Below are 25,334 nucleotides of genomic sequence, written 5' to 3' on the forward strand. Positions count from 1 at the left end.
CTAATTCCAGTAGGGTAATTTTGGATCATGATCAGAAAACGTACATTGCACCTTCCTGTTTTAATCAAGAGACGGCCTCAAACTTTCTTGAAGAAACGACATGGGAGGCAGCAAGTAAGTCTAACTACATTGCAAATTCCACTTGTTCAAAAGAAAAATTTGAGCCGGTTCATTGCTCAATCTATACATTATTGAATCGCTTGTAGAAAAGTTGTTTTCTCCCATTTGTCCATAACCGAGCGCTTAGTTGCACTTGACTTATGTAAGTTCTCATTTTTATTATATATGAATATATAATCATATAATAATATTTTAGGTGTTGAGATTTATTCAGGTCATGCTGAGAAAGCACTTTCGCCTTTGAAAAGATGATTATTCTCTTGAAAAAGGAGGTCATTTGTATGGCACACGATCATAGCAACCACTCTCACAATAGCAATACAAAAACACTTTTGATCTCATTTTATTATCATTACACTATACATGGCGGTAGAAGCAATCGGTGGATATGTCACTGATTGCCTGGCCCTTCTATCTGACGCTGGACATATGCTCAGTGATTCCCTCTCTCTAGGAACCGCGTTAATAGCATTCAAATTTGGAAAAAAGCAGCGACCTACAGCAAGACTTACGGTTACAAACGTTTTGAGATTCTTGCTGCTACCCTAAACGGACTTACGCTGATGGGAATTGCCCTCTTTATCTTTTATGAAGCGTTTAAAAGGTTCACCAAACCGCCGGAAGTGGCAACAGGCGGCATGCTCCTCATTTCTGTCATTGGTCTTCTCGTTAATATGTGTTGTTGGAAAGACCATAGCAATTCCGAAGAATATCTTTCCCTCCAAAACTCCCTCGGATGGTATTTGACTTCCCTTTTGTTTGCCATCCTGATCTCCAGGTTTGAACAAAAACGACGATAATGGCATTGGAGAGGAATAACCAGTATTTGTTCTTGATCCCACATATCTTGTTTGGATTTACTGCGTTTGTTTAGGGACTTTGCGGGGTATTGGTGGTTGGCTTTTCATCAACCATATGTTATTAACTTTGCGGAAAATCTTAAAAAACCTCGCGTAAAAGGAGTTATTGCCAAAGCGGCAGTGAATCATCTTCTACGCCAGGTGGGATGGTATCATTTAGGGACTACAAGCCATATTCATGACAGGATAATCTATATACTCGCAGCCTCTATTGGCCATTTGTTTGATGACCCGCTTATCATAGTCGTCCCTATCCTTTTTTAGAAAACCTGTACCATCATCATATCCTTGTTCACAGGAAGAATGACGAACAGCGACCAGGTGTTAATTGGATTCAGAGAATGCTAAAATGGTTAAAGACCTTCCTGATAAAAGATTATAGAAAGTCTTGGACATAAATGTCATCGCACCTCTTCCCATAAAGAACACTTTCTTCAAAAAAACCTTAGAAGACAGCGTTCAAAATTTATGATCTCAGTTACCGAGTTCATCACTATATATTGTTTTGTTTAACCCTTAAATCGTACACTATTTATGAATAAATAATATACCCCAATAATAAACCCATTGCCGAAGAAGGAACTGATTCCTTTCACACGCGATGGAATTCTGTCTGAATAATATATCGCTGAACAGCTCTTTGGCATCCCGATAAAGGTAGACTTTGAGGTGAGAAGGGCCGACCTCTTGAGAAGCCTTCATAGGATTTATAGACCTGCTTCTTATCGTTATTTCATGGGTTTCGTTGCGTACAGTGATGTTCCGCCTTGAAGATGTCAGACAAGAGGAACACATACATAGCAGAACGCAGGGCCGACCTGCTTCGTGTGAGGAAAGGATGTTGAACCATGGTGAGCATAAAAGATGTAGCAGAAAAGGCGAACGTTGCGAAAAGTACCGTTTCCCTTGTCATCAATAACAATGGCTATGTTTCAGAGAAGACAAAGGAGAAAGTGGAGAAGGCCATGAGGGAGCTGAAATACGTCCCCAATCAGTTGGCCAAAAACCTATCCATCCGTAAATCGAATCTGATCGGGATTGTCATGCCCGATATCCTCCATCCCTTCTTCTCCACCTTTATCAAGCATGTCGAGAAGGAGCTGTACGATAAGGGCTATATGACGATGGTGTGTGGATCCGTAGGCAGGAACCATGTCGAGAAAGAGTACATCGAGTGGCTCAACCGGAGTACGATGGATGGAATCATCATGGGTGCCCACAGCCTGGATATCAGTCATTATGTCGGGACGGATCGGCCCATCGTAAGTCTGGATCGCTTTTTGAATGAGCGAATCCCAATGGTCTCATCCAATCACCATCAAGCAGCAGAATTGACCATCGGGCGATTGGAGAGAAGCGGGTGCACCCATGCCGTCCAATTCGTAGGATCAAGGAAGTATAATCTTGGAAGTGATACCTATGTGGAGCACTGCAAACGGATGTTTGAAGAGAAAGGCCACCGCCTCGATTTCTTTGAAATGGACTCCAATACATTCACCCTCGAACAATATATGAAGGCCGCCTCAACGGCAATGGACAAGCATAAAGGGGCAGATGCATTCATCGGGTCGGATCTCGTCATCTCCCAATGCCTTAAGATTGCCACGGAGAAGGGAATCCGGGTACCTGATGACCTGAAGCTGATCGCCTTCGATGGCACCTATGTGACGCGGATAACGTCCCCTGTCATCACCGCGATCGTCCAACCCATCGAGAAGCTTGCGAGCCTAGCCACCGATGCCCTCATCCATCAGATCAATGGAAACCCCATAAGAGAACGCCATATGATCCTCGATGTATCCATCCAGGAAGGGGAAACCACCCTCTGATGAAACGCTTCCAAAAAAAGATTGACAGTAACATTCAACGGTGATAGATTTTTAAATGTAAAACCGGTTCGATATCCACTGGTTTTGCATTTATTTTACTCTTGTATAAAACCGGTTCGATACATTGAAAGGGGATGCGTTTCCATGAAAAAAGATCCAGTCATAACGGCAAAAGGCGTCATTGCGGCGCTGGGAGGAGCAAACAATATCCTCTCGGCCACACACTGTGCCACCAGACTTCGCGTGGAAGTTCGCGACGCTTCACGAGTTCAAGAGGAGAACATCAAAGAGTTGGATGGCGTGGCAGGCTATTTCGAACAGAATGGCCAGCATCAGGTGATCCTGGGAACAGGGTTCGTCAACAAAGTCCACCTGGAAGTGACCCGACTTCTAGGACATGCCCCTCCCTCGTCAGACCAAGTTGAAAAGCCTAAAGGCACGGCATTTCAACGTATAACCAAGGACATTTCCGATATCTTCATCCCCATCATCCCGATCCTCCTTGCCACAGGAATCCTGATGGGGCTACAAGGCTTATGGGTCAACGGATTCGGCTTCTCTATGAGCAAGAATGTAAGCGTTATTTTCTCCGTATTGACCGAGACGGCCTATGTATTCATTCCTGTCCTGGTCTGTTGGTCGGCGAATAAGAAGTACGGGGGATCACCGATTATCGGAATCGTTCTCGGCTTGATGCTTGTCTCCCCCATCCTCCCTAACAAATGGGATGTGGTGAACGGAGCTTCGGATCCCCTCCTCTTCCCAATCGGTCCCATCGACTTAACGATCGTCGGCTATCAAAGTTCAGTCCTGCCAGCTCTGTGCATGGGGATCGTGGCAGCCCTTCTTGAGAAGAAGCTGAACAAAGTCATACCAGATCTCGTCAACATGCTCTTCGTGCCATTCCTGACGGTTTCGATTTCTCTATTGACTGGTTTGTTTCTAGTAGGACCTATCCTTTCTCTCATCGAAAAAGGATTGACCGACCTGATCTTATATAGCTTGACCCTCCCATTCGGAATCGGTGGGATTGTCTATGGGGGCGGAATTCAGCTCCTATGCGTGGTTGGCATGCATCACACGGTGACGCCGGTCATTGTCAGTATTTTCGCACAGACCGGCCTTGATTACATCAACCCACTGGGCACGGCCGCGATCGCCGGTCAACTGGGAGCTGGACTTGCCGTTGTCATGATGGAGCGCAACAGGCGCAAACGTAGCAAGATGGTACCAGCATTGGTTCCTGCATTATTCGGGATTTCAGAGCCCGTCATGTATGGGCTGACCTTCCCCACGTTAAAGCCATTCTTCATGGGGTGCTTGGGCGGGGCAGCCGGGGGTGCGTTCGCCGGCATCATCCAACTAGCCGCGAAAGGCACGGGGGCTTCCATGATCCCCGGAGCCCTCTTATACCTCGAGGGTGGACTGCTTTCGTACTTGTTTGTCCTTGTCATCTCCATATCCGTCGCCTATGTCGGAACAGTTCTCATCACGGCGCGCGATAGGAAAAAACAACAACTTGAACAACAAACTGCTTGATAGCGAGGGATACCATGAATTTTATCGATTTTTCCAATCGTCAGAACAGGAATGTGCGCTTGACGGACGTATCCGATGACTACTTGAATGCGATTCGTGAGCTAGCGAAGAATGACCCCTATTATCCGGGGTATCACATCGCTCCGGAACATGGACTATTGAATGACCCGAACGGCTTGTACCAAGATGAAGAAGGCTTTTTCCATCTCTTCTATCAGTGGTTCCCCATCGGACCTGTTCACGGGTTGAAATATTGGTACCATGTCTCGACGGAGGATTTTATACACTACCGTGATCACGGGTGCATGATCTCCCCCGATCACCCGGATGATCATGAGGGCTGCTACACGGGAATGGCCTTGAAAGATCAAGGGAATGTTCATCTGTTCTATACCGGAATCAAAGGAGATGACAAGATCCCCACCACCCTTCACGCGCAGATCAAGGACGGGGAGCTGACGCCCAAACAGGCCATCGCTCGTTGGGATCCCACCGTTTCGACGCTTAACTACCGGGATCCATTCGTTTATCAGAAGGACGGGAGCTATTACATGCTCGTAGGTGCCGAGGATCTTCAGCACAAGGGAATCATCATGCTATACAAAGGGGAGTCCCCGACCGAATTCACCTACTTGGGCAAGCTTGAACTGATGGATCACTATTTCGGCTATATGATCGAGTGCCCGAACTATTACGAGGAAGATGGGAAGGGCATCCTGATCTTTTCCCCACAGGGGATTAAGAGCCCGAATCGATACGATTATCGCAACGTCTTCTCCGTCGTTTATGCCGTCGGGGCTACGATCGATCCCGACACCCTTCAGTATGACCATAATACATTCTACGAGTTGGATAAAGGTTTCGACTTTTATGCACCGCAGGTCTTTAAAGATCGGAACGGACGCCGAATCCTATACGGCTGGCTCGGTAACTCGAAAAGTCCCTATCCGACAGACGGGAACCAATGGGCTCACATGCTCACGATCCCGAGGGAAGTGACCGTTGAAGGGGACAGATTGAAACAGTGGCCGCTTAAGGAACTTCACCAGCTCAGGGAAGAATCAATCCGCATCGAGGGGGAACATTTCCTTCAGACGAGAAGCCTTGAACTACGTTTCCGTGTCAGCAGCTCATTCCAGATCACCCTATCCAACGGACGAGGCGAATCACTCACCTTCCAATCTTCGGATGGCGAATATACCCTTGATCGTTCGAAGACCACCATCCTCTACAATGAGCGTTACGGGCAAGTGAGATACAGCAAGCGCCTGAATCCTGAAGAACACGAAGGGTGCCTGTATCTCGACCGCTCAAGCATAGAACTCTTCTTGGACGGTGGCCTGACCGTCTTTACGGGACGATTCTTCCTTGAAGACTTCGATCGGATCGAAGTGTCAGGAACAGAAGGGACACTGTATCCATTGAGTGGAATTTGTATCCAGAAAGAATGATGAATCGATTTCAGCACAGTATGACATGGGTACAAGTAAAACCTAACGGCTTCTAATAGGACAAATAATAAAGAATTAATAGTTCCTAAAAAGGACTGTTCCATACACCCAATTTGAAGTTCCACAAGGTAAACAAGGGGTTCCCCACCCTAGTAGAACCAGGCATCCTTTTCAAAAAGAATGACCTGGTTTTATAAATATAATCTGTGTTAGCAAGAGATTTTTCTGTAATCAAAAACAATTACGTTTACGTAATTGTTTTTGATTACAGAAATAATTACTATTTCACGACTACTCCGATTAAAGAAGGCAGATTTATACCCTTTAACTAGAGGTGGCCTTGTTCTTTCAAGCTGTAATAGTCTGTTTTCGCGTTGACGATCAAGTGATTAAACAATTCCCTCTCTCATAAGCGAAGTTGTTACACTGAGGAGAAAGAAGGAGGAAAGTTCAACTGCACCGGATGGGTCCAAAACCGCATGTCTCCCGCCTGAGCCGCAGAGGGATAAATGACTAAAAGTCGGCACGTTAAAACGCCCCTCTTTCACAATGAAAGAGGGTACTGTTGGAGGCGGTTCGGTGCACTCAGTCACACGTCCCGGTATAAGCTTCAATGTGCATGGGAGATACAATGTCTCCTGTACTAAATGTAATTGCGTGCTCACAGATGGAAATTCTTTTTTTACCTTTTAAAAACCCTAACATATATCCCTTATTGGCTGTCCACCTGAAATCAACCCTCGAATTATAATGAAATTATAGCATTATCAATAAAAATTAGATTTTTTAATAATGAGAAAGACCTTCTATTAATAAGGATATGTTTTGTTACTTAGTATTTTCATTTTTCTTTTTATCATATACTTTGTTATACGTTTCCCTCACACTATCATCAGACTTTTCTTCAATAAAGTATGCTATTGCTGCTTCACACAAGGCATATGTACCTGCTGATGCAACAACACCTGATATTACATTACCAGCAATAGGAATAAATTTCACTAACTGACGAGCAATTTGTCTTAGTGCAAATCCAGCGCCCACATTTACGCCTATCGCACTTAAAAACTCAACTACTCCTTTTTTATCAACTTTTTTCCCACCTATTAAAGCAATAGAAGTAACCATTGCAATCTGTACTCCAGTAATCATGGGTAAATCCGAACCAGGAATAGGATTTGCACCAATCAGCCCAGTAATTCCTGCAACACTTGCCCCAATTCTACGAGCAACCTTCTTTTGAACAGTTCTTATTTTTGCTAATCTAGCCATCACTACTTGGGCTTCATTGGGTAATTGTTCAATTAAATAATCTAATAAAGTATCTACGTTCCACCTTATATCATAAACAATATCGTTATCATCGAATTCAAGATAACAACAAATTGGTATAACTGTAACAGGATTTGAAACTGTATCACGCAATTTAGTTGATAATACATTAATGGAATCTGCAATGTTTTTTTGTTTTACTGGATGTTCAAAGGGAGGGGTATCAGGTTTTTTGGGACTTAGTTCATCGACTTGAGTAACCAGACCAATAATAGGTACATTGTATTCGTGATGTGAATGAATAGAATTTTTCAATTCTAATAGTTGCTCTAAATCTTCATCGATTCTTGCACTTACTTCTTTAGCCTTACTTAAAAATAAAATTGCATCTGGGCATTTCTCTTTAATAGATGCCTTGACTTCCTCCAAAGCAGAGGATTGCGAATAATCTTCTTCTGGTTTATCCGCCTCACCTAACCCCCTTGTATCAAGTATTTCAAGACTTCCTAATTCTGATTTATAAGTGTGCCATCTCCCCATACCTGTTTTTGCTTTAACATCGCCAATCTCTGCTCTCATTTCACTGAAGATAGCATTAATCAAACTTGATTTCCCTGCACCTCTTCTACCCACAATTGCAATTCGAGCAGGCCTTGCATCTAGTGTAAATGACTTTAAAGTATTTATTTCTTCTTTAATTTTCCCTTTAATCTTTTCTGGAAGCTTTGAATTTAGTAATGCCTTATAAATTGATTGAAATAACTCATCAATTTGTTGGTATTGATCTTGTTGACCATCTCGATTATTACTCATTAGCTTTCCCCCTATGTATAATGGTAAATTTGCCCTATACAGCTATAATTATTTCATTAATAAATTACTTTGTCTACTAAACTAGCGATACAAAATGTTAATATAATCCACTTTAAGGTCTCATCACCATAACTTATGGTTAACTTCCAATTGTATTGAAATTGCTACATAGCTAGAAGATTATGATACTCCTGCAGAAATACTTAATGATGCAATTATCCATTTTACACAACATGCTTTGGAGCGAATGAGTATTAAAAAGGTTTGTATTAATCGCTACTGGAATTATGGTGAACCCAATAGGTTAAGACGCCTCAAGAATAAGTATAAATAAACAATTACACAAACGTATACGGTTGTGTAATTGTTTTTTGGTTAATAACAGCTTTACAATCTAGACGGAGTTAGTTTTATACGAACAGTAGGGTGTTCCTGTAAAACATTTCTATAAAATGTACATAAAACGAAAGTTAAATGGACACTATTTTAGTCATGTATTCGAATAGTCCATAAACCCGTACTTAAGTCTATAAACTCATCCTTTTTTCTACGTTGACGATTCCATAGGTTTTATGTACGATTAGAGCATAGAAAAGGGAGATGTTGGTATGAAAATTGGATATGCGCGGGTGTCGACCAAAGATCAGTCCCTCGAGCTTCAAAAAGACGCACTGGAGAAATACGGGGTGGAGCGAATCTACTCAGAGAAAGAATCCGGAGGAAAATGGGACCGGGAAGAATTGACGAAGTGCCTGGATCACCTTAGACCGGGTGATACCTTGGTAGTCTACAAATTGGACAGATTGGCAAGGAGTCAGAAACAGCTGATTGAAATTGCTGACCGCCTTCGGGAAGAGGACGTAGAGCTTGTGAGCATATCTGAGCAACTGGACACAAGGACGGCGATCGGAAAGGCCATGTTCGGCATGATCGGAGTCATGGCCGAACTAGAGCGAAACATGATCCGTGAGCGAACGTCTGCCGGGTTGGCCGCAGCTCGTGCCAGGGGACGGCGCGGGGGAAGGCCTAAAATGAATCCGGAAAAGATCGGTACGCCTTATCCTTATATGATGCGCGGGAGATGACGATTTCCGAGATCACCGCGGAAACCGGTGTAAGCAAGTCTTTATTGTACAAAGAGCTGAATAAGCGTAATTTAAAACAGGCTACCGAGTGATCGGCAGCCTGTTTAAAGTTGCATTCTTTCTATTTTACATACCTGGATGGATGCGGAGAAATAAATGTGATAGATATTCACTTATTATCACATTAAATAATTCATTATAGTAGATGAATATGTAGAAGTTATGAAGATTTTTTATTTTATCTTTTCCTGTTTATCTCCTCATTAACAGGCTAAACAGATACCGAACCTACAATCTAAAGGAGGAAATTACCATGACCCAAGAACAAATTAATCAATGTATTGAGGAATGTTTAGCCTGTATGACCGCATGTAATCATTGCTTCGATGCCTGTCTACAAGAGGAAGATGTCAACATGATGTCGGAATGCATTCGCTACGATCGCGAGTGCGCAGATATATGTGCCTATGCTGTAAACGCCATGACCCGAAATAGTCCGTTTATGGCTTCTATTTGTGAACTATGCGCAGACATTTGTGTAGCGTGCGGCAATGAATGTAATAAACATTCCCATGATCACTGTCAGGCTTGTGCAGATGCATGTCTAAAATGTGCAAAAATGTGCCGTGAAATGGCTCATTAATAACAAAATGAGCCATACAGAATGTACTCTTACCGGTTGATAATAAACGTTCAAACATACGAAATAACCTCCCCAAATCGTGGAGGTTATTTTTCTTGTAGAGGAAGAGCAATATATACGCAACTACCTTTACCAGGCATGCTTTCAATCCAGATGTTTCCTTGGTGAGCATCTATGAGTTGCTTGGCAATAGTAAGACCTATTCCGCTTCCCCCGTATCGACGATTTCTCGATTTCTCCGTTCGGTAAAATCGTTCGAACACTCTATTTGCTTCATCCGTCCCCATCCCGATGCCCGTGTCTTTAATGATGATTTGGATGTCTTCTTTTCCTATTTGCGTCTCTACCGTGACAGTTCCTCCTTTAGGTGTGAACTTCAGAGCATTTGTTAATACATTCAGAAAGACTTGTATCAACCGATTTCTATCGAATGGTAGGTAACAACTACATTCTTTAAAATAGAGCTCTACTCCTTTTCGATTGAATGATTCTTTAATCGTTTCGATGCTTTGCTGAATGACTTTCCCAATATCTTCCCTCTCCTTGGTCAAACTAAAATCTGGAGCTTCATAGGCAGTAAGTTGCTCCAAATCTTCGACTAATGAAATCAGTCGTTCGATTTCCTCTCTGAAGGAATGGAGACGTTCTGTCGTTATCTCAAAAACTCCATCTACCATTGCTTCAATATGGCTCTTAAGAGTCGTAAGGGGTGTTCTCAATTCATGAGCGATATCACTGGTCATATTCACCCGAGCAAGTTCTTGCTCCTCCAGTTGAGAAGCAAGCCTATTGAGGGAATGGGCCAGTTCCTGTAGCTCATCGTTCCCTTTAGTGTGTACTCTAATTTTAAGATCCCCTTTAGTCATTTCTTCTGCCGCTTTCCTCATGTCCACAAGTGGTCGCGAAAGCTTCCTAGCCACTACATAACTCAGAAGGCATACCAATAAAAACACCCCTAAACTTGTCCATAAGATAGAACCTAGAACCGCTCTTTCAAAATGGAGTACCAAGGGCTTAAAGGCGGCAAAATTCGGAACATCCATCTTAAACATTTCAAAATGGTAATGTACTTCAAGAACAATAATAATACTTGCCAATGCTAAGATTAATGTTGCCATTAAAGTAAAGATAACTGTAAGTCGTGCATGTAACTTCATGATGAATCCCCTTTGAACCTGTATCCAATCCCAAATACGGTTTGAATGAACGATGGATGTTTTGGATTAGGTTCGATTTTATATCGGAGGTTTTTAATGTGCTGATCAATGGTACGTGTTTCCCCTTCATAATCAAAACCTAACACTTTTTCTACCAGTTCTTCTCTCGAAAATGTGCGGTTTGGGTGCCTTGCGAGAACAAGTAGTGTTTTAAATTCAACCTTTGTTAAACCCACTGATTTTCCTTCTCTATACACTTCTTGGGCGCTAGCATCAATTGTTAAGTCACCCTTATCATATGAAATACGATCCGCTAGGAGATCATGTTCGTGAACACGTCTAAAAATGGTTTTTACCCGCATCACTAATTCTTTTGGGCTGAATGGCTTAATCATATAATCATCTGCTCCCAAAGCAAGTCCATTTATCCGTTCATGTTCCCTCACTTTCGCGGTAAGCATTAAAATAGGAATGGATGTCTCCTTTCTAAGGATGGTACAAAGCTCTTCCCCGCTCATATCAGGTAACATAAGATCTAAGATGGCAAAATCAATCGAATACGTTCTTATTACTGTCAGTGCCTCCTTGGCGGTTACTACCTCTCTTGTATCATAACCTGCGTTGTTTAAATATTTGGAAATCACCTCTGCAATCTTCTCTTCATCATCTACAATCAAGATTGTCTTCGCCACTAGTGTTCCTCCTCGTATGGGAAACTTCTCTCTATAGGTTATCTTACATGAATAAGTTAAGGTTTAAAAATGCTGGACTAGACAGAGTAATCCCGGTCATTTTACATCAAGAAAAAATGGAAACCCTCTCACTGGGTCTCCATTTCATGCAACTCTTTTTCTATTCAGGTTTCAATTCACTCTCAGTTACCCATTTGTGGTTTTTAACTTCTTTTCCACTAGTTGTAGAGGTATAGTCCACCATATAAACAGTTGTTTTTTCAGATGATTCGATGACCGCTTTAGCCCCTTTCATCCCTTTCATATGATCTGCCTCAAGCGTTACCTCGTCACCTTTTTTAAAATCTTGATCGTCTGCACCCTTAATTTCTTCCTTTATAACCCACTTATGATCTTTAACAGGGCTGCCACCTGTTGTTGGTGTGTATGTAACTACATATGCAGTTGTGCCATACGCTCCGGTGATTGTTGCTTTGGCCCCGTCCATTCCTTCCATGTGGTCGGCAGTGATAACAGCCTCGCTTCCTACTTCATATTTAGGATTTTCAGCTTCACTAAGATTGTTAGGTACTTCTCCAGAACCATTATGATCCATTCCTTCATGATCCATTCCTTCATGATCCATTCCTTCATGATCCATTCCTTCTTCTTTCATCTCTTTCTTGTCCATCTTGTCATCATTATCCGAATTGGAGCAAGCTCCCAGTACAAGAAATACAGAAAGTAGGCTAATGAAGAATATAAGCTGTTTGTTTTTCATGATTGCCCCTCCTAGAACAAATTTTCATCTTGATACACTCCATTATAAAAAGGAATTGTAAAGAAGTTATGAAGATAATTGTTTGTATAGTATTTCAAAGTTTTCTAAGAATAATCACTTAAGACAAACTAAAAGGTATATGGGATTTTTTCACACTCCTAATTTGATACACCGCCAACAATATTAACAGATAACTACAAAAACCATAATAACGCAAATGACGAAATTACTCCGAAAAAGAATCTAATGTAAAATAGGATCGAGTGGCGAGGAGTCAGAAACAGCTGATTGAAATTGCGGATCGTCTCCGGGAAGAAGATGTAGAACTCGTAAGCATCTTGGAGCAATTGGATACGAGGACAGCGATCGGCAAGGCGATGTTCGGGATGATCGGAGTCATGGCCGAATTAGAGAAAAACATGATCCGTGAGCGAACGTCTGCAGGGTTGGCCGCAGCTCGTGCCAGGGGAAGGCCTAAAATGAATCCGGAAAAGATCCGGTACGCCTTATCCTTATATGATGCGCGGGAGATGACGATTTCGGAAATCACTGCGAAAACGGGGGTAAGTAAGTCGCTATTATATAAAGAGCTGAATAAGCGCAATTTGCAGGAGGCTACCGAGTAATCGGTAGCCTGTTTTTTCACCTTTCATCTATATAGCACTTTGAATGAGAGGGTTACATAATGAAGTATGAAATAAATTAATTTTTTGTAATTATATGAATTTTATGGAAATTTTAGATATTTATAGCATAATAACCTTAGACCGGTCAAAATTTTATAGGAGTGATTACCCTGCGTTTTAATAAGATGGCTTCAAAATGTGTAGTTGCGTCAGTTATATTGTTTTCTGGTTTAGGTGTTGGATCTGCCTTCGCATCCCCTTCAAAAGAGAGTGTTTCACTTACAAAAGTACAAATGGATGCTATTGAAAGTACTGCTAAAGAAGCAGGAATTGATAAAGCGGAACTTACCAAGGAAGTAAAAGAGCAAGAACTAAAAGCTAAGATGCTAAATAGTGAAAGTGAACCAAAGAAGTTGGATTACGAAGAAATTGAAAAATACAGAAAACCTGGAACAGATTCCAAATTTGATGCATTAGCTACAAGTAGTTCCGTTGGTACAGAAGGAGACGTGCTAGCTACAATGGACTCAAGTTCTTCAAAGGGCATATTTAATTACGGACATGCGGCTATTGTGCGATGGGATGATAATTACACAATCGAGGCCTACCCTAATGGAGGGGTTCAATACAAAAAGAACGATTGGAAAACTAGGTATAATAAGGTTAGAGGATTTTGGGTTAAGGGCGCATCATTGAGCCATTACGATAAAGCTGAAAATTATGCCAAAGCCCAATTAGGAGAGCCTTACAATACTGGTTTTGGTAAGTGGCCGACAGACAGGTGGTACTGTTCTCAACTTGTTTGGAGAGCTTGGTATCAGCAAGGGTTTGATATAGATGATGGCGGTTCAGTTGTTTCTCCAGCCGATTTGTATAACAATGATGGTGGTGCTTTAACCATGTTTTATTCTAAATAATGTATGAATATTTTTGGCGAAGATAATTATTTATCTTCGTCCTTCTTTAAAAGGGAGAGTTTCTATGAAAAAAATAATTTTGATAGTTATATCTATTTTTTTACTCAGTATCGCTTTTTACATCTCAGAAAATAAATCAAAGTATGATATTGGTCTAATATATACTAATTCTATGGAGCCAAAAAGCGAATTGGTACGTTATGATTTAGAAAATAAGTCCAAAGAAAAATTATCTATTGATGCCCAAGGCTTAACGAACGTACTAAAACAAGAAAACAAGATTTTACTAACAGGTAATCATGGGAATATTCATGTTGAAGTGACTAATAACAAAAAAATTGCACAAAATGATTATGACTTTCCTACAAATTTCTTCAAAGAATGGGAAAATGTAAAAATTTTTAGTTTGAATAAAGAATTGGAGAAAAATATATTAGTTGTTAAGACTAAAGATGAGGAGAAAAAAAAGGAATTAGAAGGATTCTTGCGAACAGGCACTATACATAACAATCAAATCTATGTTTTTGCGGACCTAGTTCATAAAAAAAGTTCAATACTATATATATTAGACATGGAAGGTGAAATTAAGAAACAAATTGAGCTAGATTACCATTTTGCAGACGATATGTTAGTGATAAAGGACGAGCTAGCAATATTGACAAAAGAAAAAATTACATATTTGAATACTTCAACACATAAAATTAATTACATAAAATTGCCATTCGAGGACCCTGTTCATATAAACCTTGTTGATGAGAAGTTCCTAATTACATCTTCCGATGGTGTATTGGGCTTATTTAATGAAAAGTTCGAACTCATAAATTCTATAGACACAAAAAGATTTATAATGAAGACGCGGGTTAAGGATAATAAAATATTTATCTTATTACCTCAGATTGAGGCAGGACAAGATAATAATATTGCTCAGTATTCTTTATCCAAAGATAAAATTAAATTCACAAAAAAGTATAAAATACCCGATAACACCGAAGAACTTCTAGTTCAAGATTTTTACTTAGAATAATAATTCAAGGGGGCAACTGTAACTATGAAGAAAATTAAATATGTAATGCTTATTACTTTATTATTGATTCTAAGTGCATGTAACAAGGATTTGGCCGACCAAGACCTCCCCTCACCTGACATTTCATACGGAAAAGAAAAAATCAAAACACAATCTATCGAGAGATGCTGGGGCCTAGAAGATTGTCAAAAAAAGCAGAAATCCACAGATGATGTAATTGCTAAAGAAGAGATTAATAATCTTATTGAAGCACAAGGTGATTCCAATATTTCAATTAAATTCAGTAAGCCTAAGCCTGATACAATTAATTATAAAGTCAGAGAATTAGATGACGAATACATGACCGTAAGCGAGGATGGTTCAATTTTAGTTCCTGATCAAAAAGGTGTGTACACTTACGACCTTTTAGTGTATTGGAACACAAATAAAGGTCAGACAGAAGGAGAAATTGTTTACTCTTTTCAAATCGAAAGGAATTAAGGAATGATGGCCCCACCTAAGCCAGATTAAGAAGTCATGAAACCAACTAACCATATTTTTATCGGTTGGTTTTTTGGTGTATCCAAACCTTATTTATGTTATATATGGGGTAGCGTCAGGAAAATGCGGATTTACAACGCTAAGGAAATTCCCATACTAAAAAGCCAAATTTCTCAACATCAATTGAGAAATTTGGCTTTTTCCGTTGCTCAGTTAAAGCGTCCTTTAGTTGTATATTTCCTGTTAATATCCCTTTTGAAGCATAACATTGTTTTCAATGATCGCACCCGATAGTTGACGCCCATTTTAGAACCTATTCTTTGATTTTCAATAAGCGTAAACTGTTTAATGTTACAAGTAAAGTTGCTCCCATATCAGCAAATATAGCTATCCAAAGTGTTAACCAACCGGGCATGACCAAAAGTAATGCCACTAATTTAATCGCCAAAGAGAAGGTAATGTTTTGCTTGATGATTGCTAAAGCCTTACGGCTTAATTTTATTGTATATGGCAATTTACTCAAATCATCAGACATTAAGGCGATGTCAGCCGTTTCTAAAGCTGTATCAGTTCCAGCACCACCCATTGCTACACCAACGGTAGATGCCGCAAGGGCTGGAGCATCATTCACGCCATCTCCGACCATCCCCACACTTTGATGTTTTTCTCGAAGTTCTTTAATAAAATTAAGCTTATCTTCTGGAAGTAAGTCAGCTTTAATATCCGAAACACCAACTTGTTTTCCGATGGCTGTTGCCGTTCTTTGGTTATCGCCTGTTAGCATCACTGTTTCGATTCCCATATTGTTCAACTTGCCGATAACTTCTTTAGACGATTCCCTCATTTCATCGGCTACGGCAATAAACGAAAGAATTTCTTTTTCTGTTCCTAACACCATCACCGTTTTACCTTGAGTTTGCATATCGGCAATTTTTTCTTTCCTATCGCTTGAAATGCTTCCGTGTAATTCCTCAAAAAGATTTGGACTTCCCACATAATACATTTCATTATTTATTTTGGCTTTAACGCCTTTACCTGTAATGGATTGAAAATCCTCTACTGTTACTTCGTTGAATTTTAATCCATTTTCTTCTGCTTTTCGCATAATCGCTGAAGCAAGAGGGTGCTGTGATCCTTTTTCAATGGCTGCTGTTATGGTCATTAATTCATTTTCATTTCTACCATATGTCACAATGTCTGTTACAGCAGGAATCCCTTTGGTTAATGTTCCTGTTTTATCAAAGGCTATCGCTTTTAAGTGTCCTGCTTCTTCTAAATGGATACCACCTTTAATTAAAACACCATTTTTCGCTGCATTTCCTATTGCTGTAACCACAGCAACTGGAGTTGAGACTACTAAGGCACAAGGACAACCAACCACTAATACAGCTAAGCCTTGATAAATCCATTGGCTCCAGTCTCCGCCAAATAATGGTGGAACTACCGCAATTAAAAGAGCTAGTATGACAATAGCTGGTGTATAGTATTTTGCAAATTTATCGACAAACGCTTGAGAAGGGGCCCGTTCTGCTTGGGCTTCTTCTACCAAGTGAATGATTTTTGAAAGAGTAGTATCTTCAACTCGTTTTGTTACTTTAACCTCAAGTAACCCTTCTTCATTCAAGGTTCCTGCAAATACTTCATCATTTGTGGTTTTCGTTACTGGAACACTTTCACCTGTAATCGCAGCCTGATTTAATGTCGATGTACCTTTAACCACTATTCCATCCATTGCTAACTTTTGACCGGGCTTAACAATCATGATGTCTCCAACTTGAATATCATCAACATGAATCATCATTTCTTCATTGCCTCGTCGAATTAACGCTTCTTTTGGGGCAATATCCATTAAAGATTCAATAGATTGACGTGCTTTATCCATTGAATAACGCTCTAATGCTTCACTAATCGCAAATAGGATAACAACGGTTGCCCCTTCACCCCATTCACCAATGATTGCAGCTCCTATAATTGCAATAGTCATAAGCGTATTCATATCGAAATTTAATCTGCTTAGATTTTTGAGACCTTTAATGAATAACGAATATCCACCGATTAAAATGGACGCTGCATAACCAATTGTCGGTAGAACATGCTCTTCACCATACTGCTCTCCTAAGAACCAGCTAACTACAAGTAAAAGAGCTGATATATATACCTTAATGTTTTCTTTCTGCTTCCAAAAAGGTTCTCGTTCTACCCTTTGTTCTTTTTCATCTCGAATTTTTAAATTTTCAAATGCTCCTGCTTTTTCTAATTCTTCAATGGTTGTCGTCCCTTTAACATAAACTTTAGATGCTCCGAAATTTACTTTCGCATCCTGAACACCGGGAAGTTCTTTAACATTATTTTCAAAAATGGCTGCACAGTTAGTACAAGTAAATCCTTGAACACGATAGGCTTTCATTTCTTCTTCAGACAGTTTTGCTTTCCCACTAGACATTGATCTTCACCTCTTTCTTATGTGCCAATGCAATCATCATAATTTGTCTGATATGCTCATCATCTAATGAATAAAATGCAAGTTTTCCCTCTTTTCGAAACTTAACAATCCCTTGCTTATGGAGCGTTCGCAGGTGATGAGAGGCATTTGCAACCGTAACACCTATAATATTTGCTATATCACACACACACAGTTCGTCATCTTGACATAAAGCATAGGTAATTTTTGCTCTATTTTCATCTGCAATAGCTTTTAACATTTGGGCAACACTAGAAATATCTACTGTCTGTAAATTACCTTGTATTCGATTGACCTTTTCTTCGTCATAACAATAAATTTCACAAGTATCTTTCTTAATCACATTCTCACCCCAATATCATTCAAGTGTTTATTTGAATATAGTATAACCATTTTTAATAATTCATTCAAGTGTTTGTTTGAATGAGTAAAAAAATTCATAAAAAAAGAATTGGAGTACCCAATTCTAATAACAAAATAACCAAACTGCATAAGACTTTAAGTACATAACATTATCTGGCCAATTAATGGAATAGGACTGAACTATTTGTTCTCTTCCGATAGCTTTCTATATAATGAAGCCCTAGACACATTTGTAATTTCACAAATTTGATTTACAGTCATATTTCCTTCTTTATATAGCTTTACTGCATAATTCATTCCCGCATGATTTTTATGATATTTCTTTATCCGACCTTTAAACTTTCCTTCTTTCTTAGCCAGCTCAATCCCTTCACGTTGACGCATACGGATAAGATCTCTCTCTAACTGGTTAACACCAGCCATTACTGTAATTAAGAATTGGCTGTATGGATTATCCTCTGATAAATCTAGCCATGTATCCTTGAGTGATTTTAAGCTGGCTTTTTTCCTTCGTATGTAATCGATCAATTCAAATAAATCTTGTGTACTACGAGTAATTCGAGTTAAATCTGTAACATAAATGGTGTCACCATCTTGTAAGTCCTCTAACATTTTTTGAAGTTGCTCACGTTCCTTCGTTGCCCCAGAAACTTTTTCTTCGTATATAATATCCATTCCGAATTCGCTTAGCTGCTGAAATTGTCTTGAAGGGTTTTGACTAGTTGAACTGACACGTACATAACCAATTTTCCGCAAAATATCACCTCACTTTTGAGACAAGTCTTATGAGACGCTCTTAACTATGATTTTACCAGTCTACTTCATTTGTATCAATAGAGTACAGTCTACTGATATAAACTAATGAGTCCATGTGACAACGATGAATGGTTTCCCTTCCCATCCCTCATCGATCATTTCTCTGACGGTCTGCTTGTGCGTTTCTCCTTCGTCGCTCCAATACTTTTCATCCATGTCTAACACATGCGATTTTACTTCAGTGTAAATGGCTTCAGGCTCATCAATGACTTTATCTCTGTACCACTGAATGGCTTCCTGACCTCTACTAGTTTGCAATGAACCAGTTATATCATCGCCTCAATTATGTATTAAGCCGGCATCCTTAAATTTAGATTCTATACGCTTTAAAAGACCAAGTGTGATCCATGTTGATCAGTTAATATATTTACTACATCCTGGATGAGAACTTCGAACTGCTGGTTTTTCTTTATACCTTCCAAGACCAAGTTAAGGTCGGCATCTAAAAATTGAACATCAGATCCCTTTTTAAAAGATTGTAATTGCTCCACAAGTAATTCAATCCTGTTTAATGACCCACCCATATGATTTCCTCCTCCTGATCATCAGTTAAGCAGCAGAGTTCATGTCATCCAATAATTGAACTCCAGCTAAGACTGCACTCGTGGCTCCATATCCACTTATATAATCAATCTTTTTATCCATTCCTTTAGCAAGCTCTTTAACAATGTCCATTGTAATGTGGCCACAAGCATCTAAACATACAACAACACAATCTGCCTTTTTCATAAGTGTTCGAAAAGCTTTTGCATTTCCACCATTACCGCGAAGCTTCCCATTGTGATGAATAACATTACACCCATGTTTCTTACCAATTTTTTTAAATGTCAGATCCTGGGTACCACCAATAATTGCAATTGTAGACTTTTTCAATTTAATTACTCCCCTTCAAAAGTTTGTAATTAAATAATAATACAACACTACCATTTATGCAATTGTTTTCTTATAATTTAAAATCTTCTTCGTAGACTGCTTGGTCAATCCACCTATTAGAGACAGCTTTCATTACTGCAGATACGCGATTAGAGACATTAAGTTTTTTTTGTAGCTTTGAAATATGCACTGCAGCAGTTCCTTGTGTAATAAAAAGCTCTTTTGCTATCTGAGCATTTGTAAATCCTCTTGAAAGGAGTTCTAAAATTTCCCACTCTCTCTTTGTTAAATCTGGTTTTTTCATAAATTTAGGTGCAAGTTCTTCGTAAGAACTGCTCACTTCTTCTAAGATGCTCTCTGCAAGGTTCTGGCTTATATATATCTTGTTATTTTTAACCTGGTTTATTGCACGAATTAAATCTTTAGATTGGCTGGATTTATCTACAATACCGCTTACATTATTTTGTAAAAATGCTTTTAGATGATCTACGTCTTTCTGAATTGTAAGCACGATAAACTTGCTTATTTTATACGCTTCTTGCACAAGCTTTAAAACGTCCATAGGGGCATTTGTTGAATATACGGATCTATCACAACTACATCGAAATGGTGGGTACTTCCAAATATATGCGGGCCAAAATCGGCTGAAAAAACGTGGCAAGAAGAAAGGTTTATTTCAAGAATGGAGTGTAAACCAGTCCGGTAGGCCGTCTGATCATCAATAATTAGAATATTCATCTGTGGGAAAAAACTCCTTTAAAACAAAGAAACCCTCAGCTAGATATACTTCTCGGGAAGAAGTATTCAAACTAAGGGTTGTCCTTTTAATATAAGATTGTCATGTCTTTACACATATTATAAAGGTAAATGACTTCCAAAAACAATACTATTTCACTTTGGACGCATAGGCTGTGAAATCATTTGTACCCGACCATGGTTGAGTAATACATATTGCCCATAGCCCTCTTCATTTACATACCAGCACATTTTACTTTGTAGTGGTGGTGGTGCGGAATGATTATGAAGAGGAACAGCGGATTGATATGTATTTGAACTGTTAAAATGACTAGCGTCTTGTACCAAGGATAAGGTTGTGCTCTTATTAATCAACCAACATCCGAACTCCTTGCTCGGATCCACATACCATTCTGCATCAATAGGGCTGTCTATCCCTGGTGCAGCTGGATAAGTCATTTGTTCTTGGAGTTTATTAGCGCCTGCCGGCTCAAACCATATTTGCTTAAAGCTCTCCGAATAATGCTGTTTATTTTGATTATAGCTATGCGGTACCTTCATCTGGCATCTGGCATAAACTTCAGGGTTTGTTACTTCAACGTCACTGAATATACCACACTGCTGCATCACCGGATCATATAGTGAACAGGTAGTACGACATGTAGAAGAAGCTTCTTTAGATTGTTTTGTATTATCAATGACTAATTTCAGCAAAAACTTTCACCCTTTCGTTAAATCCCTAATAGCACTGAAGGCATTACCGTAATCAGGACTGCCGTTAAAACACTACCTACATATAGCCTTTTACTCCATCTCAAATATTCTTTATGATTAATCAGTTTATAGTTAAGCCTAAAGAGGAGACCAACAAGAAGCATTGTAAGTGAAACATAGATACCGGTTGATACTGCCAATCTTAAGCCATCATCAATGATAACTGTCCATCCAATTGCATCTGAGCTAAAGAATAAGATGGGTAGTCCCCGAAGAAACAAGATGAAAATCAAGGTTGTGATCATTACTCCTGTGGACCATTTAGTCCATTGACCATTCTTAAAGATCATAGCCATTACTAACACAATAACCGCCACTACAAAAACGATTGTGATGAGTGTCATTCCGGTTCCGTACACTATGGGCATAGCCCCTTCTAACATGCTATTTGTTAGCCCAAAGTCTTCATCCATAGACTTTGGAGAGAAGGGATCTTCTGGTGTATCTTTAGGGACAAATGGAGAAACATTTAGAAAGTTCATCCTCGAGCCTTCCTTTGGTTCCCCTTAGCTATTCCCTCTACAAATTTCAAAGTCACCTTTTTCCTCATACGGTTAAAGTCCATCTTTCCTTCAAGTAATCGTACATTATAAGTTAAGCTATATTTATCATCAATTTCCTGAAGAATTTCATCATAAATGACTAGCCACTGGGTTACTGTTCTCATATTTGGTGCGGTTTTACGAATAGTCTTCATCATTTCTCTGGTACTAAACAGCATCTCAAATTTAATGCTGCTGATTGCGTAATCTACACTGGAGATTTCACAGTTTAATATGTACTTGCTGTATTTAGACAGAGTGGTAAAAATATTACGTAAAAACATCATCGGTTGATGCCGATCGCGTTCAGGGACTTTAATTTTAACTTCTAGGCGAACGTTATCCCCCACTTCTCCTTCTTCATTTACTGATCCATATACTGTAACAGGATTCTTACTGATATCTTTATAAAAGAAATCTAACCATCCCATTTGAATCATGGATAAGTGGGCTTCCAGGTTTCCGTAGTAGTCTTCTTCTACGATCCACCCTTTTTCTCCGTCCCCTTTAAATAAACAAGTATCTACATAGCCATGAGAAGCGCCTTTTTGTTTTTGGCATTTGATTTCGAAAGCATCAACAGCTTCATCTTGGGATTCTAATTTACCTATAAGTGCGATGATTGATTCTTCACTGAACAACATTTTAAGTTCCCCTTCCATCTCGTGTTGAAAGCTTTACAGAAGGATTCGGATGAACTCCTATATCAATACCAGAAGCTTTCTGCCATTGATATAGGAGGTGACCAAGAATTTCATGGTCACTCACCCTACACCCTACAATAAAACAACAACTACCATTTATGCAACTGTTTTCTATTATATTTACATTGCTAGTCTTTCATGGTGAGATACATTCATATATGCATCTGTTTCATCGTAGATCATGTAGTCTTCTGAGAAATGGTGCAAAATTGATACTTCTCTTATCTCAATTTTCTCGAGCTGACGGTCCAACTCCACTGAGATAATATCCCCAACAGTGATCTTGGATGCATAGTTACCAACATCCAACCATATCCGATCTCCATCTGAAACATGAATATATTGTTTTTCTTCCCCTATTACATTAACTGTCCACTTTTGAATGCCGATAAGTTCGTCTTTGATCTTGGCATTTGCTGAAGAGACATATTCATCGTCTATCGTTACATGCCACTCATTATTAAGGTCATTTAACGTTAGACAATCTTCTTCATCTGGATACGATGGCCGATCATCATAGTTGATTCTTTTCGATTCACCAGCTAGTTCGACCTGCAGATTGTTAAATAGATCCTCTACAGGAGTTCCTTCGATATCAGATTTAGTGTAATTAACTTCTGCAACTTCCTCTATTGAGAATACGTTGCTTTGTTCTGGCACTGGTTCAATCAACAACTCGTAAAATTCTTCTTGGTTTTTTGCAAAAAGTCGTTGGTAAAAGAACTGATCGTACCGCTCCCTACAATAACTATCTAAGCCTTGAATGATAAAAAGCCCAATTACTTTAAACAATTCTATTAAATCAATCGTTATCATAGATTACCCTCCAAAAGCTGTTACCTTTCCCCCCTTTGTACTGAAAGAGAGGCAAAAGGTCCGCCATTTTTTAAAACAGTTCAAAGGCCAATTGTCCATCAGCAGATGCGCGCTTCTTTTGCTTGATTGAAGTCTTTTTCACTTCAATAATAGGAGCAAAATATTCCGTAGGGTTTATTGATTGAGCTCTTTTTAACTCAACACTCACTAAATGGGAAAGTATTTCTCCATCCGGGATGTGTTCAAATCCAAAAGCCTCAATAAAGTCAACGGAAAGGACGCCATCTACATAGGTGAAACCTTGTATCTGTCCTCTTTCAATACTCTTTATAATTTGATTTTTCTTTCTTAACATCACGTTCTTAGTTGCTTCTGTTTTTATATTTTGTCTTGTCCAGGATATATATTGTTCAGACAGTGATGGGACCCTTTTCTTCCCTATGTTAGCTAAGATTTGCCGAGCTTTATCGGAAGTCTGGTGAACCCATTCTTCTGCCGATCCTTTTAAGACTTTATTACCTTTCTTTACACTTTCAATTAGTAATGACTGTAAGTCTCCATCATCACCTAACATCGCAGATAACCCATCTGATGATAATTCTCCGTTTATTGCTGCAGTTGCTCTGTTTTTCATCGCAATAAGTGTAGCCATGGTTTCCTGGAATGTATCTTGATAAGCGAGATAAAAAAGGCGGCATTCCTCTGTTTGGCCAATTCTAAAGGACCGTCTACTTGATTGATTAATAGTAAAGAGACTCCAAGAAAATTGATAGTATATGAGGGTAGGTGTACATAATAGGTCAAGTCCTACTTTGACGAGCTCTTGTGAGACAATGCAAACGTCGTAATCCTCTTTATCGATTTTCTTTTTTAACCACTCAGAGCGGCTGTCAGTTGAAGTCGTCCCTGTATCTAAGATACATACCTTAGCTCCAACAGACTCCAAAATTTTCTGCAACCTTGGACGTAAATCTCTACCTGGTCTGGATGAGCCGGTATCTCGCACATAAACGATTGATTTCCTTCCTTCTGCCATTTCACTTTCAATAATTTCCTGAAGTTTTTTTTCTTTTGGTAACAAGCGGGAGGGATCTAAATGTTTAGCTCTCCAGATTAAAGTTCTCCCATCCTCACCTTTCATAGTCGCATCAGGGAATGTGAATGGATTATCTGGATACGCAATACCATAATCAGTCATTGGCAGGTAAAGCTTATGACCATCTTCCAATGTGTGAATATTGTGCTCGAAAGTACGAACCATTTCTTGGTATGAATCCGATAGTTCTTCATCCATATCAACAAATATGGTGGGAGTATCAATCAGGTCTACTGGATCTGGCCATACATCTAAAAGTTTTACGTTAACGACATTACTAACCATATATCTTCCGTAAATAAAACTACTGATACCTGGTAATACCTTTTCAGATGTTTTATTTCCACCGCGAGAATTTGTGTTGCTATTCTCACTTGTCTCTTCTCTCTCATATGTTGTCTTTTCAATATTTCCATACTCTTCATTAAACCTTCGCACTTCGGAGTATTGATAGCCGGAATCAACCATTGATTTGGGGAATAACCTCCACAGTAGGTAATAAATATCCTCTGCTTTTCCTCCAAACAGTGTTCCAGTACCAGCAATAATTTTCTTAGATACTGAGGCTAAACTTCCTAAAGAGTTGCCTTGAGCTGTATTACCGCCCTTTAATGGCAATAGGTAAGACTTTGAGATGATCTCCATCTTTTCCCCTGCCCCACACCGTACGTGAAGCTTTCACCTCATACGGCGTTCCATCTGCTTAGTGAAATATATTTCGTATAGGGAAAAATAACTAGAACAAAAGTCTCGAATTCATTGTACTAAACACAGTAAATCTTTTCTAATCCCGTTATCAGTTACATAAATCGACATATCCAGTATATTCTCACATTTACTCGCTATATCTCACACATACTCTTAAAAATATTCCTATGCGAATATT

Annotated in this window: 25 protein-coding genes and 1 pseudogene; 10 read left to right on the forward strand and 16 right to left on the reverse strand. The window is 39.4% G+C overall.

All coding sequences use genetic code 11. The annotated features are described in order from the left end of the window. Nucleotides 1–401: 401 nt before the first annotated feature. From D5E69_RS22825 to D5E69_RS22845, 4 genes and pseudogenes are all read left to right on the forward strand, one after another. A pseudogene (locus D5E69_RS22825) lies at nt 402–797 on the forward strand (cation diffusion facilitator family transporter); the annotation flags it as partial. 1,031 nt (nt 798–1,828) lie between these two features. Further along, nucleotides 1,829–2,809 (forward strand): LacI family DNA-binding transcriptional regulator, encoded by a 981-nt coding sequence (locus tag D5E69_RS22835; RefSeq protein WP_159130441.1) that lies wholly within the window; start codon nt 1,829–1,831, stop codon nt 2,807–2,809. A 144-nt stretch (nt 2,810–2,953) separates the two neighbouring features. Beyond that, nucleotides 2,954–4,348 carry a PTS transporter subunit EIIC gene (locus D5E69_RS22840; RefSeq protein WP_159130442.1) on the forward strand — a complete coding sequence of 465 codons (1,395 nt, stop codon included), beginning with the start codon at nt 2,954–2,956 and terminating at the stop codon, nt 4,346–4,348. 14 nt (nt 4,349–4,362) lie between these two features. Then, the gene (locus D5E69_RS22845) at nt 4,363–5,799 is read left to right on the forward strand and encodes a glycoside hydrolase family 32 protein (RefSeq protein WP_159130443.1); all 1,437 of its coding nucleotides are present in this window, start codon (nt 4,363–4,365) and stop codon (nt 5,797–5,799) included. Nucleotides 5,800–6,627: 828 nt separating this feature from the next. Here D5E69_RS22845 and D5E69_RS22850 read toward each other — a convergent pair. Next, entirely contained in the window at nt 6,628–7,884 is a 1,257-nt protein-coding gene (locus D5E69_RS22850) for a GTPase family protein (protein WP_159130444.1), read from the reverse strand. Nucleotides 7,885–8,492: 608 nt separating this feature from the next. On the opposite strand from D5E69_RS22850, the gene D5E69_RS22855 reads away from it, so the two are divergent. Together D5E69_RS22855 and D5E69_RS22860 are read left to right on the forward strand one after the other, a co-directional pair. Then, a complete protein-coding gene (locus tag D5E69_RS22855; protein ID WP_347566744.1) occupies nt 8,493–8,969 on the forward strand; it encodes a recombinase family protein in 477 nt (158 codons plus the stop codon). A 313-nt stretch (nt 8,970–9,282) separates the two neighbouring features. Then, nucleotides 9,283–9,612, forward strand: a complete 330-nt coding sequence (locus D5E69_RS22860) for a four-helix bundle copper-binding protein (RefSeq protein WP_159130445.1) — start codon at nt 9,283–9,285, stop codon at nt 9,610–9,612. An 86-nt stretch (nt 9,613–9,698) separates the two neighbouring features. Here the strand turns inward: D5E69_RS22860 and D5E69_RS22865 are convergent, their stop codons facing one another. The 3 genes from D5E69_RS22865 to D5E69_RS22875 form a co-directional block, all read right to left on the reverse strand. Continuing rightward, nucleotides 9,699–10,769 carry a sensor histidine kinase gene (locus tag D5E69_RS22865; protein WP_159130446.1) on the reverse strand — a complete coding sequence of 357 codons (1,071 nt, stop codon included), beginning with the start codon at nt 10,767–10,769 and terminating at the stop codon, nt 9,699–9,701. Beyond that, on the reverse strand, nt 10,766–11,461 hold the full coding sequence (locus D5E69_RS22870) for a response regulator transcription factor (RefSeq protein ID WP_159130447.1): 696 nt from the start codon (nt 11,459–11,461) through the stop codon (nt 10,766–10,768). The genes D5E69_RS22865 and D5E69_RS22870 overlap by 4 nt, the downstream gene beginning before the upstream one ends. A 160-nt stretch (nt 11,462–11,621) precedes the next feature. After that, nucleotides 11,622–12,221, reverse strand: a complete 600-nt coding sequence (locus D5E69_RS22875) for a YdhK family protein (RefSeq protein WP_159130448.1) — start codon at nt 12,219–12,221, stop codon at nt 11,622–11,624. 263 nt (nt 12,222–12,484) lie between these two features. Between D5E69_RS22875 and D5E69_RS22880 the strand changes: the two genes are divergently transcribed. The 4 genes from D5E69_RS22880 to D5E69_RS22895 all read left to right on the forward strand — a co-directional run bounded on the left by D5E69_RS22880 (nt 12,485) and on the right by D5E69_RS22895 (nt 15,268). Then, entirely contained in the window at nt 12,485–12,847 is a 363-nt protein-coding gene (locus D5E69_RS22880) for a recombinase family protein (RefSeq protein ID WP_159130449.1), read from the forward strand. 185 nt (nt 12,848–13,032) lie between these two features. Then, nucleotides 13,033–13,764: a YiiX/YebB-like N1pC/P60 family cysteine hydrolase gene (locus D5E69_RS22885; RefSeq protein ID WP_159130450.1), complete on the forward strand. Its 732-nt coding sequence runs from the start codon at nt 13,033–13,035 to the stop codon at nt 13,762–13,764. 64 nt (nt 13,765–13,828) lie between these two features. After that, nucleotides 13,829–14,788: a hypothetical protein gene (locus D5E69_RS22890; RefSeq protein WP_159130451.1), complete on the forward strand. Its 960-nt coding sequence runs from the start codon at nt 13,829–13,831 to the stop codon at nt 14,786–14,788. A 24-nt stretch (nt 14,789–14,812) separates the two neighbouring features. Beyond that, a complete protein-coding gene (locus D5E69_RS22895) occupies nt 14,813–15,268 on the forward strand; it encodes a hypothetical protein (RefSeq protein ID WP_159130452.1) in 456 nt (151 codons plus the stop codon). A 313-nt stretch (nt 15,269–15,581) separates the two neighbouring features. Here D5E69_RS22895 and D5E69_RS22900 read toward each other — a convergent pair whose 3' ends face one another. The 12 genes from D5E69_RS22900 to D5E69_RS22955 form a co-directional block, all read right to left on the reverse strand. Then, entirely contained in the window at nt 15,582–17,711 is a 2,130-nt protein-coding gene (locus D5E69_RS22900) for a heavy metal translocating P-type ATPase (protein WP_017474135.1), read from the reverse strand. Next, the gene (locus tag D5E69_RS22905) at nt 17,704–18,072 is read right to left on the reverse strand and encodes an ArsR/SmtB family transcription factor (protein ID WP_017474136.1); all 369 of its coding nucleotides are present in this window, start codon (nt 18,070–18,072) and stop codon (nt 17,704–17,706) included. The genes D5E69_RS22900 and D5E69_RS22905 overlap by 8 nt, the downstream gene beginning before the upstream one ends. Nucleotides 18,073–18,272: 200 nt before the next feature. Then, nucleotides 18,273–18,848, reverse strand: coding sequence for a recombinase family protein (locus D5E69_RS22910; RefSeq protein ID WP_017474137.1), 576 nt, complete (start codon nt 18,846–18,848; stop codon nt 18,273–18,275). 102 nt (nt 18,849–18,950) lie between these two features. After that, nucleotides 18,951–19,166, reverse strand: coding sequence for a hypothetical protein (locus D5E69_RS22915; RefSeq protein WP_159130453.1), 216 nt, complete (start codon nt 19,164–19,166; stop codon nt 18,951–18,953). A gap of 68 nt (nt 19,167–19,234) precedes the next feature. After that, nucleotides 19,235–19,432: a hypothetical protein gene (locus tag D5E69_RS22920; protein ID WP_159130454.1), complete on the reverse strand. Its 198-nt coding sequence runs from the start codon at nt 19,430–19,432 to the stop codon at nt 19,235–19,237. 25 nt (nt 19,433–19,457) lie between these two features. Next, nucleotides 19,458–19,781, reverse strand: a complete 324-nt coding sequence (locus D5E69_RS22925) for a DUF2325 domain-containing protein (RefSeq protein WP_159130455.1) — start codon at nt 19,779–19,781, stop codon at nt 19,458–19,460. 70 nt (nt 19,782–19,851) lie between these two features. Continuing rightward, nucleotides 19,852–20,343, reverse strand: a complete 492-nt coding sequence (locus tag D5E69_RS22930) for a response regulator transcription factor (protein ID WP_213085595.1) — start codon at nt 20,341–20,343, stop codon at nt 19,852–19,854. Nucleotides 20,344–20,672: 329 nt separating this feature from the next. Further along, nucleotides 20,673–21,230 carry a hypothetical protein gene (locus tag D5E69_RS22935; RefSeq protein WP_159130457.1) on the reverse strand — a complete coding sequence of 186 codons (558 nt, stop codon included), beginning with the start codon at nt 21,228–21,230 and terminating at the stop codon, nt 20,673–20,675. 17 nt (nt 21,231–21,247) lie between these two features. Further along, entirely contained in the window at nt 21,248–21,772 is a 525-nt protein-coding gene (locus D5E69_RS22940; RefSeq protein WP_159130458.1) for a hypothetical protein, read from the reverse strand. Beyond that, a complete protein-coding gene (locus D5E69_RS22945; RefSeq protein WP_213085596.1) occupies nt 21,769–22,476 on the reverse strand; it encodes a hypothetical protein in 708 nt (235 codons plus the stop codon). Before D5E69_RS22945 ends, D5E69_RS22940 begins: the two co-directional genes overlap by 4 nt. A gap of 180 nt (nt 22,477–22,656) precedes the next feature. Beyond that, entirely contained in the window at nt 22,657–23,352 is a 696-nt protein-coding gene (locus tag D5E69_RS22950) for a hypothetical protein (protein ID WP_159130460.1), read from the reverse strand. Nucleotides 23,353–23,422: 70 nt separating this feature from the next. Next, the gene (locus tag D5E69_RS22955; protein WP_159130461.1) at nt 23,423–25,093 is read right to left on the reverse strand and encodes a helicase-related protein; all 1,671 of its coding nucleotides are present in this window, start codon (nt 25,091–25,093) and stop codon (nt 23,423–23,425) included. Between the last annotated feature and the right edge of the window lie 241 nt (nt 25,094–25,334).

Source organism: Rossellomorea marisflavi (assembly GCF_009806575.1).
Lineage (GTDB): Bacteria > Bacillota > Bacilli > Bacillales > Bacillaceae_B > Rossellomorea > Rossellomorea marisflavi_A.

Excerpts from the sequence above, each read along its gene's own strand:
- D5E69_RS22835 (WP_159130441.1), top strand. The coding sequence starts at position 1,829 with ATGGTGAGCATAAAAGATGTAGCAGAAAAGGCGAACGTTGCGAAAAGT.
- D5E69_RS22840 (WP_159130442.1), top strand. The coding sequence starts at position 2,954 with ATGAAAAAAGATCCAGTCATAACGGCAAAAGGCGTCATTGCGGCGCTG.
- D5E69_RS22845 (WP_159130443.1), top strand. The coding sequence starts at position 4,363 with ATGAATTTTATCGATTTTTCCAATCGTCAGAACAGGAATGTGCGCTTG.
- D5E69_RS22850 (WP_159130444.1), bottom strand. The coding sequence starts at position 7,884 with ATGAGTAATAATCGAGATGGTCAACAAGATCAATACCAACAAATTGAT.
- D5E69_RS22855 (WP_347566744.1), top strand. The coding sequence starts at position 8,493 with ATGAAAATTGGATATGCGCGGGTGTCGACCAAAGATCAGTCCCTCGAG.
- D5E69_RS22860 (WP_159130445.1), top strand. The coding sequence starts at position 9,283 with ATGACCCAAGAACAAATTAATCAATGTATTGAGGAATGTTTAGCCTGT.
- D5E69_RS22865 (WP_159130446.1), bottom strand. The coding sequence starts at position 10,769 with ATGAAGTTACATGCACGACTTACAGTTATCTTTACTTTAATGGCAACA.
- D5E69_RS22875 (WP_159130448.1), bottom strand. The coding sequence starts at position 12,221 with ATGAAAAACAAACAGCTTATATTCTTCATTAGCCTACTTTCTGTATTT.
- D5E69_RS22885 (WP_159130450.1), top strand. The coding sequence starts at position 13,033 with ATGGCTTCAAAATGTGTAGTTGCGTCAGTTATATTGTTTTCTGGTTTA.
- D5E69_RS22890 (WP_159130451.1), top strand. The coding sequence starts at position 13,829 with ATGAAAAAAATAATTTTGATAGTTATATCTATTTTTTTACTCAGTATC.
- D5E69_RS22895 (WP_159130452.1), top strand. The coding sequence starts at position 14,813 with ATGAAGAAAATTAAATATGTAATGCTTATTACTTTATTATTGATTCTA.
- D5E69_RS22900 (WP_017474135.1), bottom strand. The coding sequence starts at position 17,711 with ATGTCTAGTGGGAAAGCAAAACTGTCTGAAGAAGAAATGAAAGCCTAT.
- D5E69_RS22920 (WP_159130454.1), bottom strand. The coding sequence starts at position 19,432 with ATGGGTGGGTCATTAAACAGGATTGAATTACTTGTGGAGCAATTACAA.
- D5E69_RS22930 (WP_213085595.1), bottom strand. The coding sequence starts at position 20,343 with ATGGACGTTTTAAAGCTTGTGCAAGAAGCGTATAAAATAAGCAAGTTT.
- D5E69_RS22940 (WP_159130458.1), bottom strand. The coding sequence starts at position 21,772 with ATGAACTTTCTAAATGTTTCTCCATTTGTCCCTAAAGATACACCAGAA.
- D5E69_RS22945 (WP_213085596.1), bottom strand. The coding sequence starts at position 22,476 with ATGTTGTTCAGTGAAGAATCAATCATCGCACTTATAGGTAAATTAGAA.
- D5E69_RS22950 (WP_159130460.1), bottom strand. The coding sequence starts at position 23,352 with ATGATAACGATTGATTTAATAGAATTGTTTAAAGTAATTGGGCTTTTT.
- D5E69_RS22955 (WP_159130461.1), bottom strand. The coding sequence starts at position 25,093 with ATGGAGATCATCTCAAAGTCTTACCTATTGCCATTAAAGGGCGGTAAT.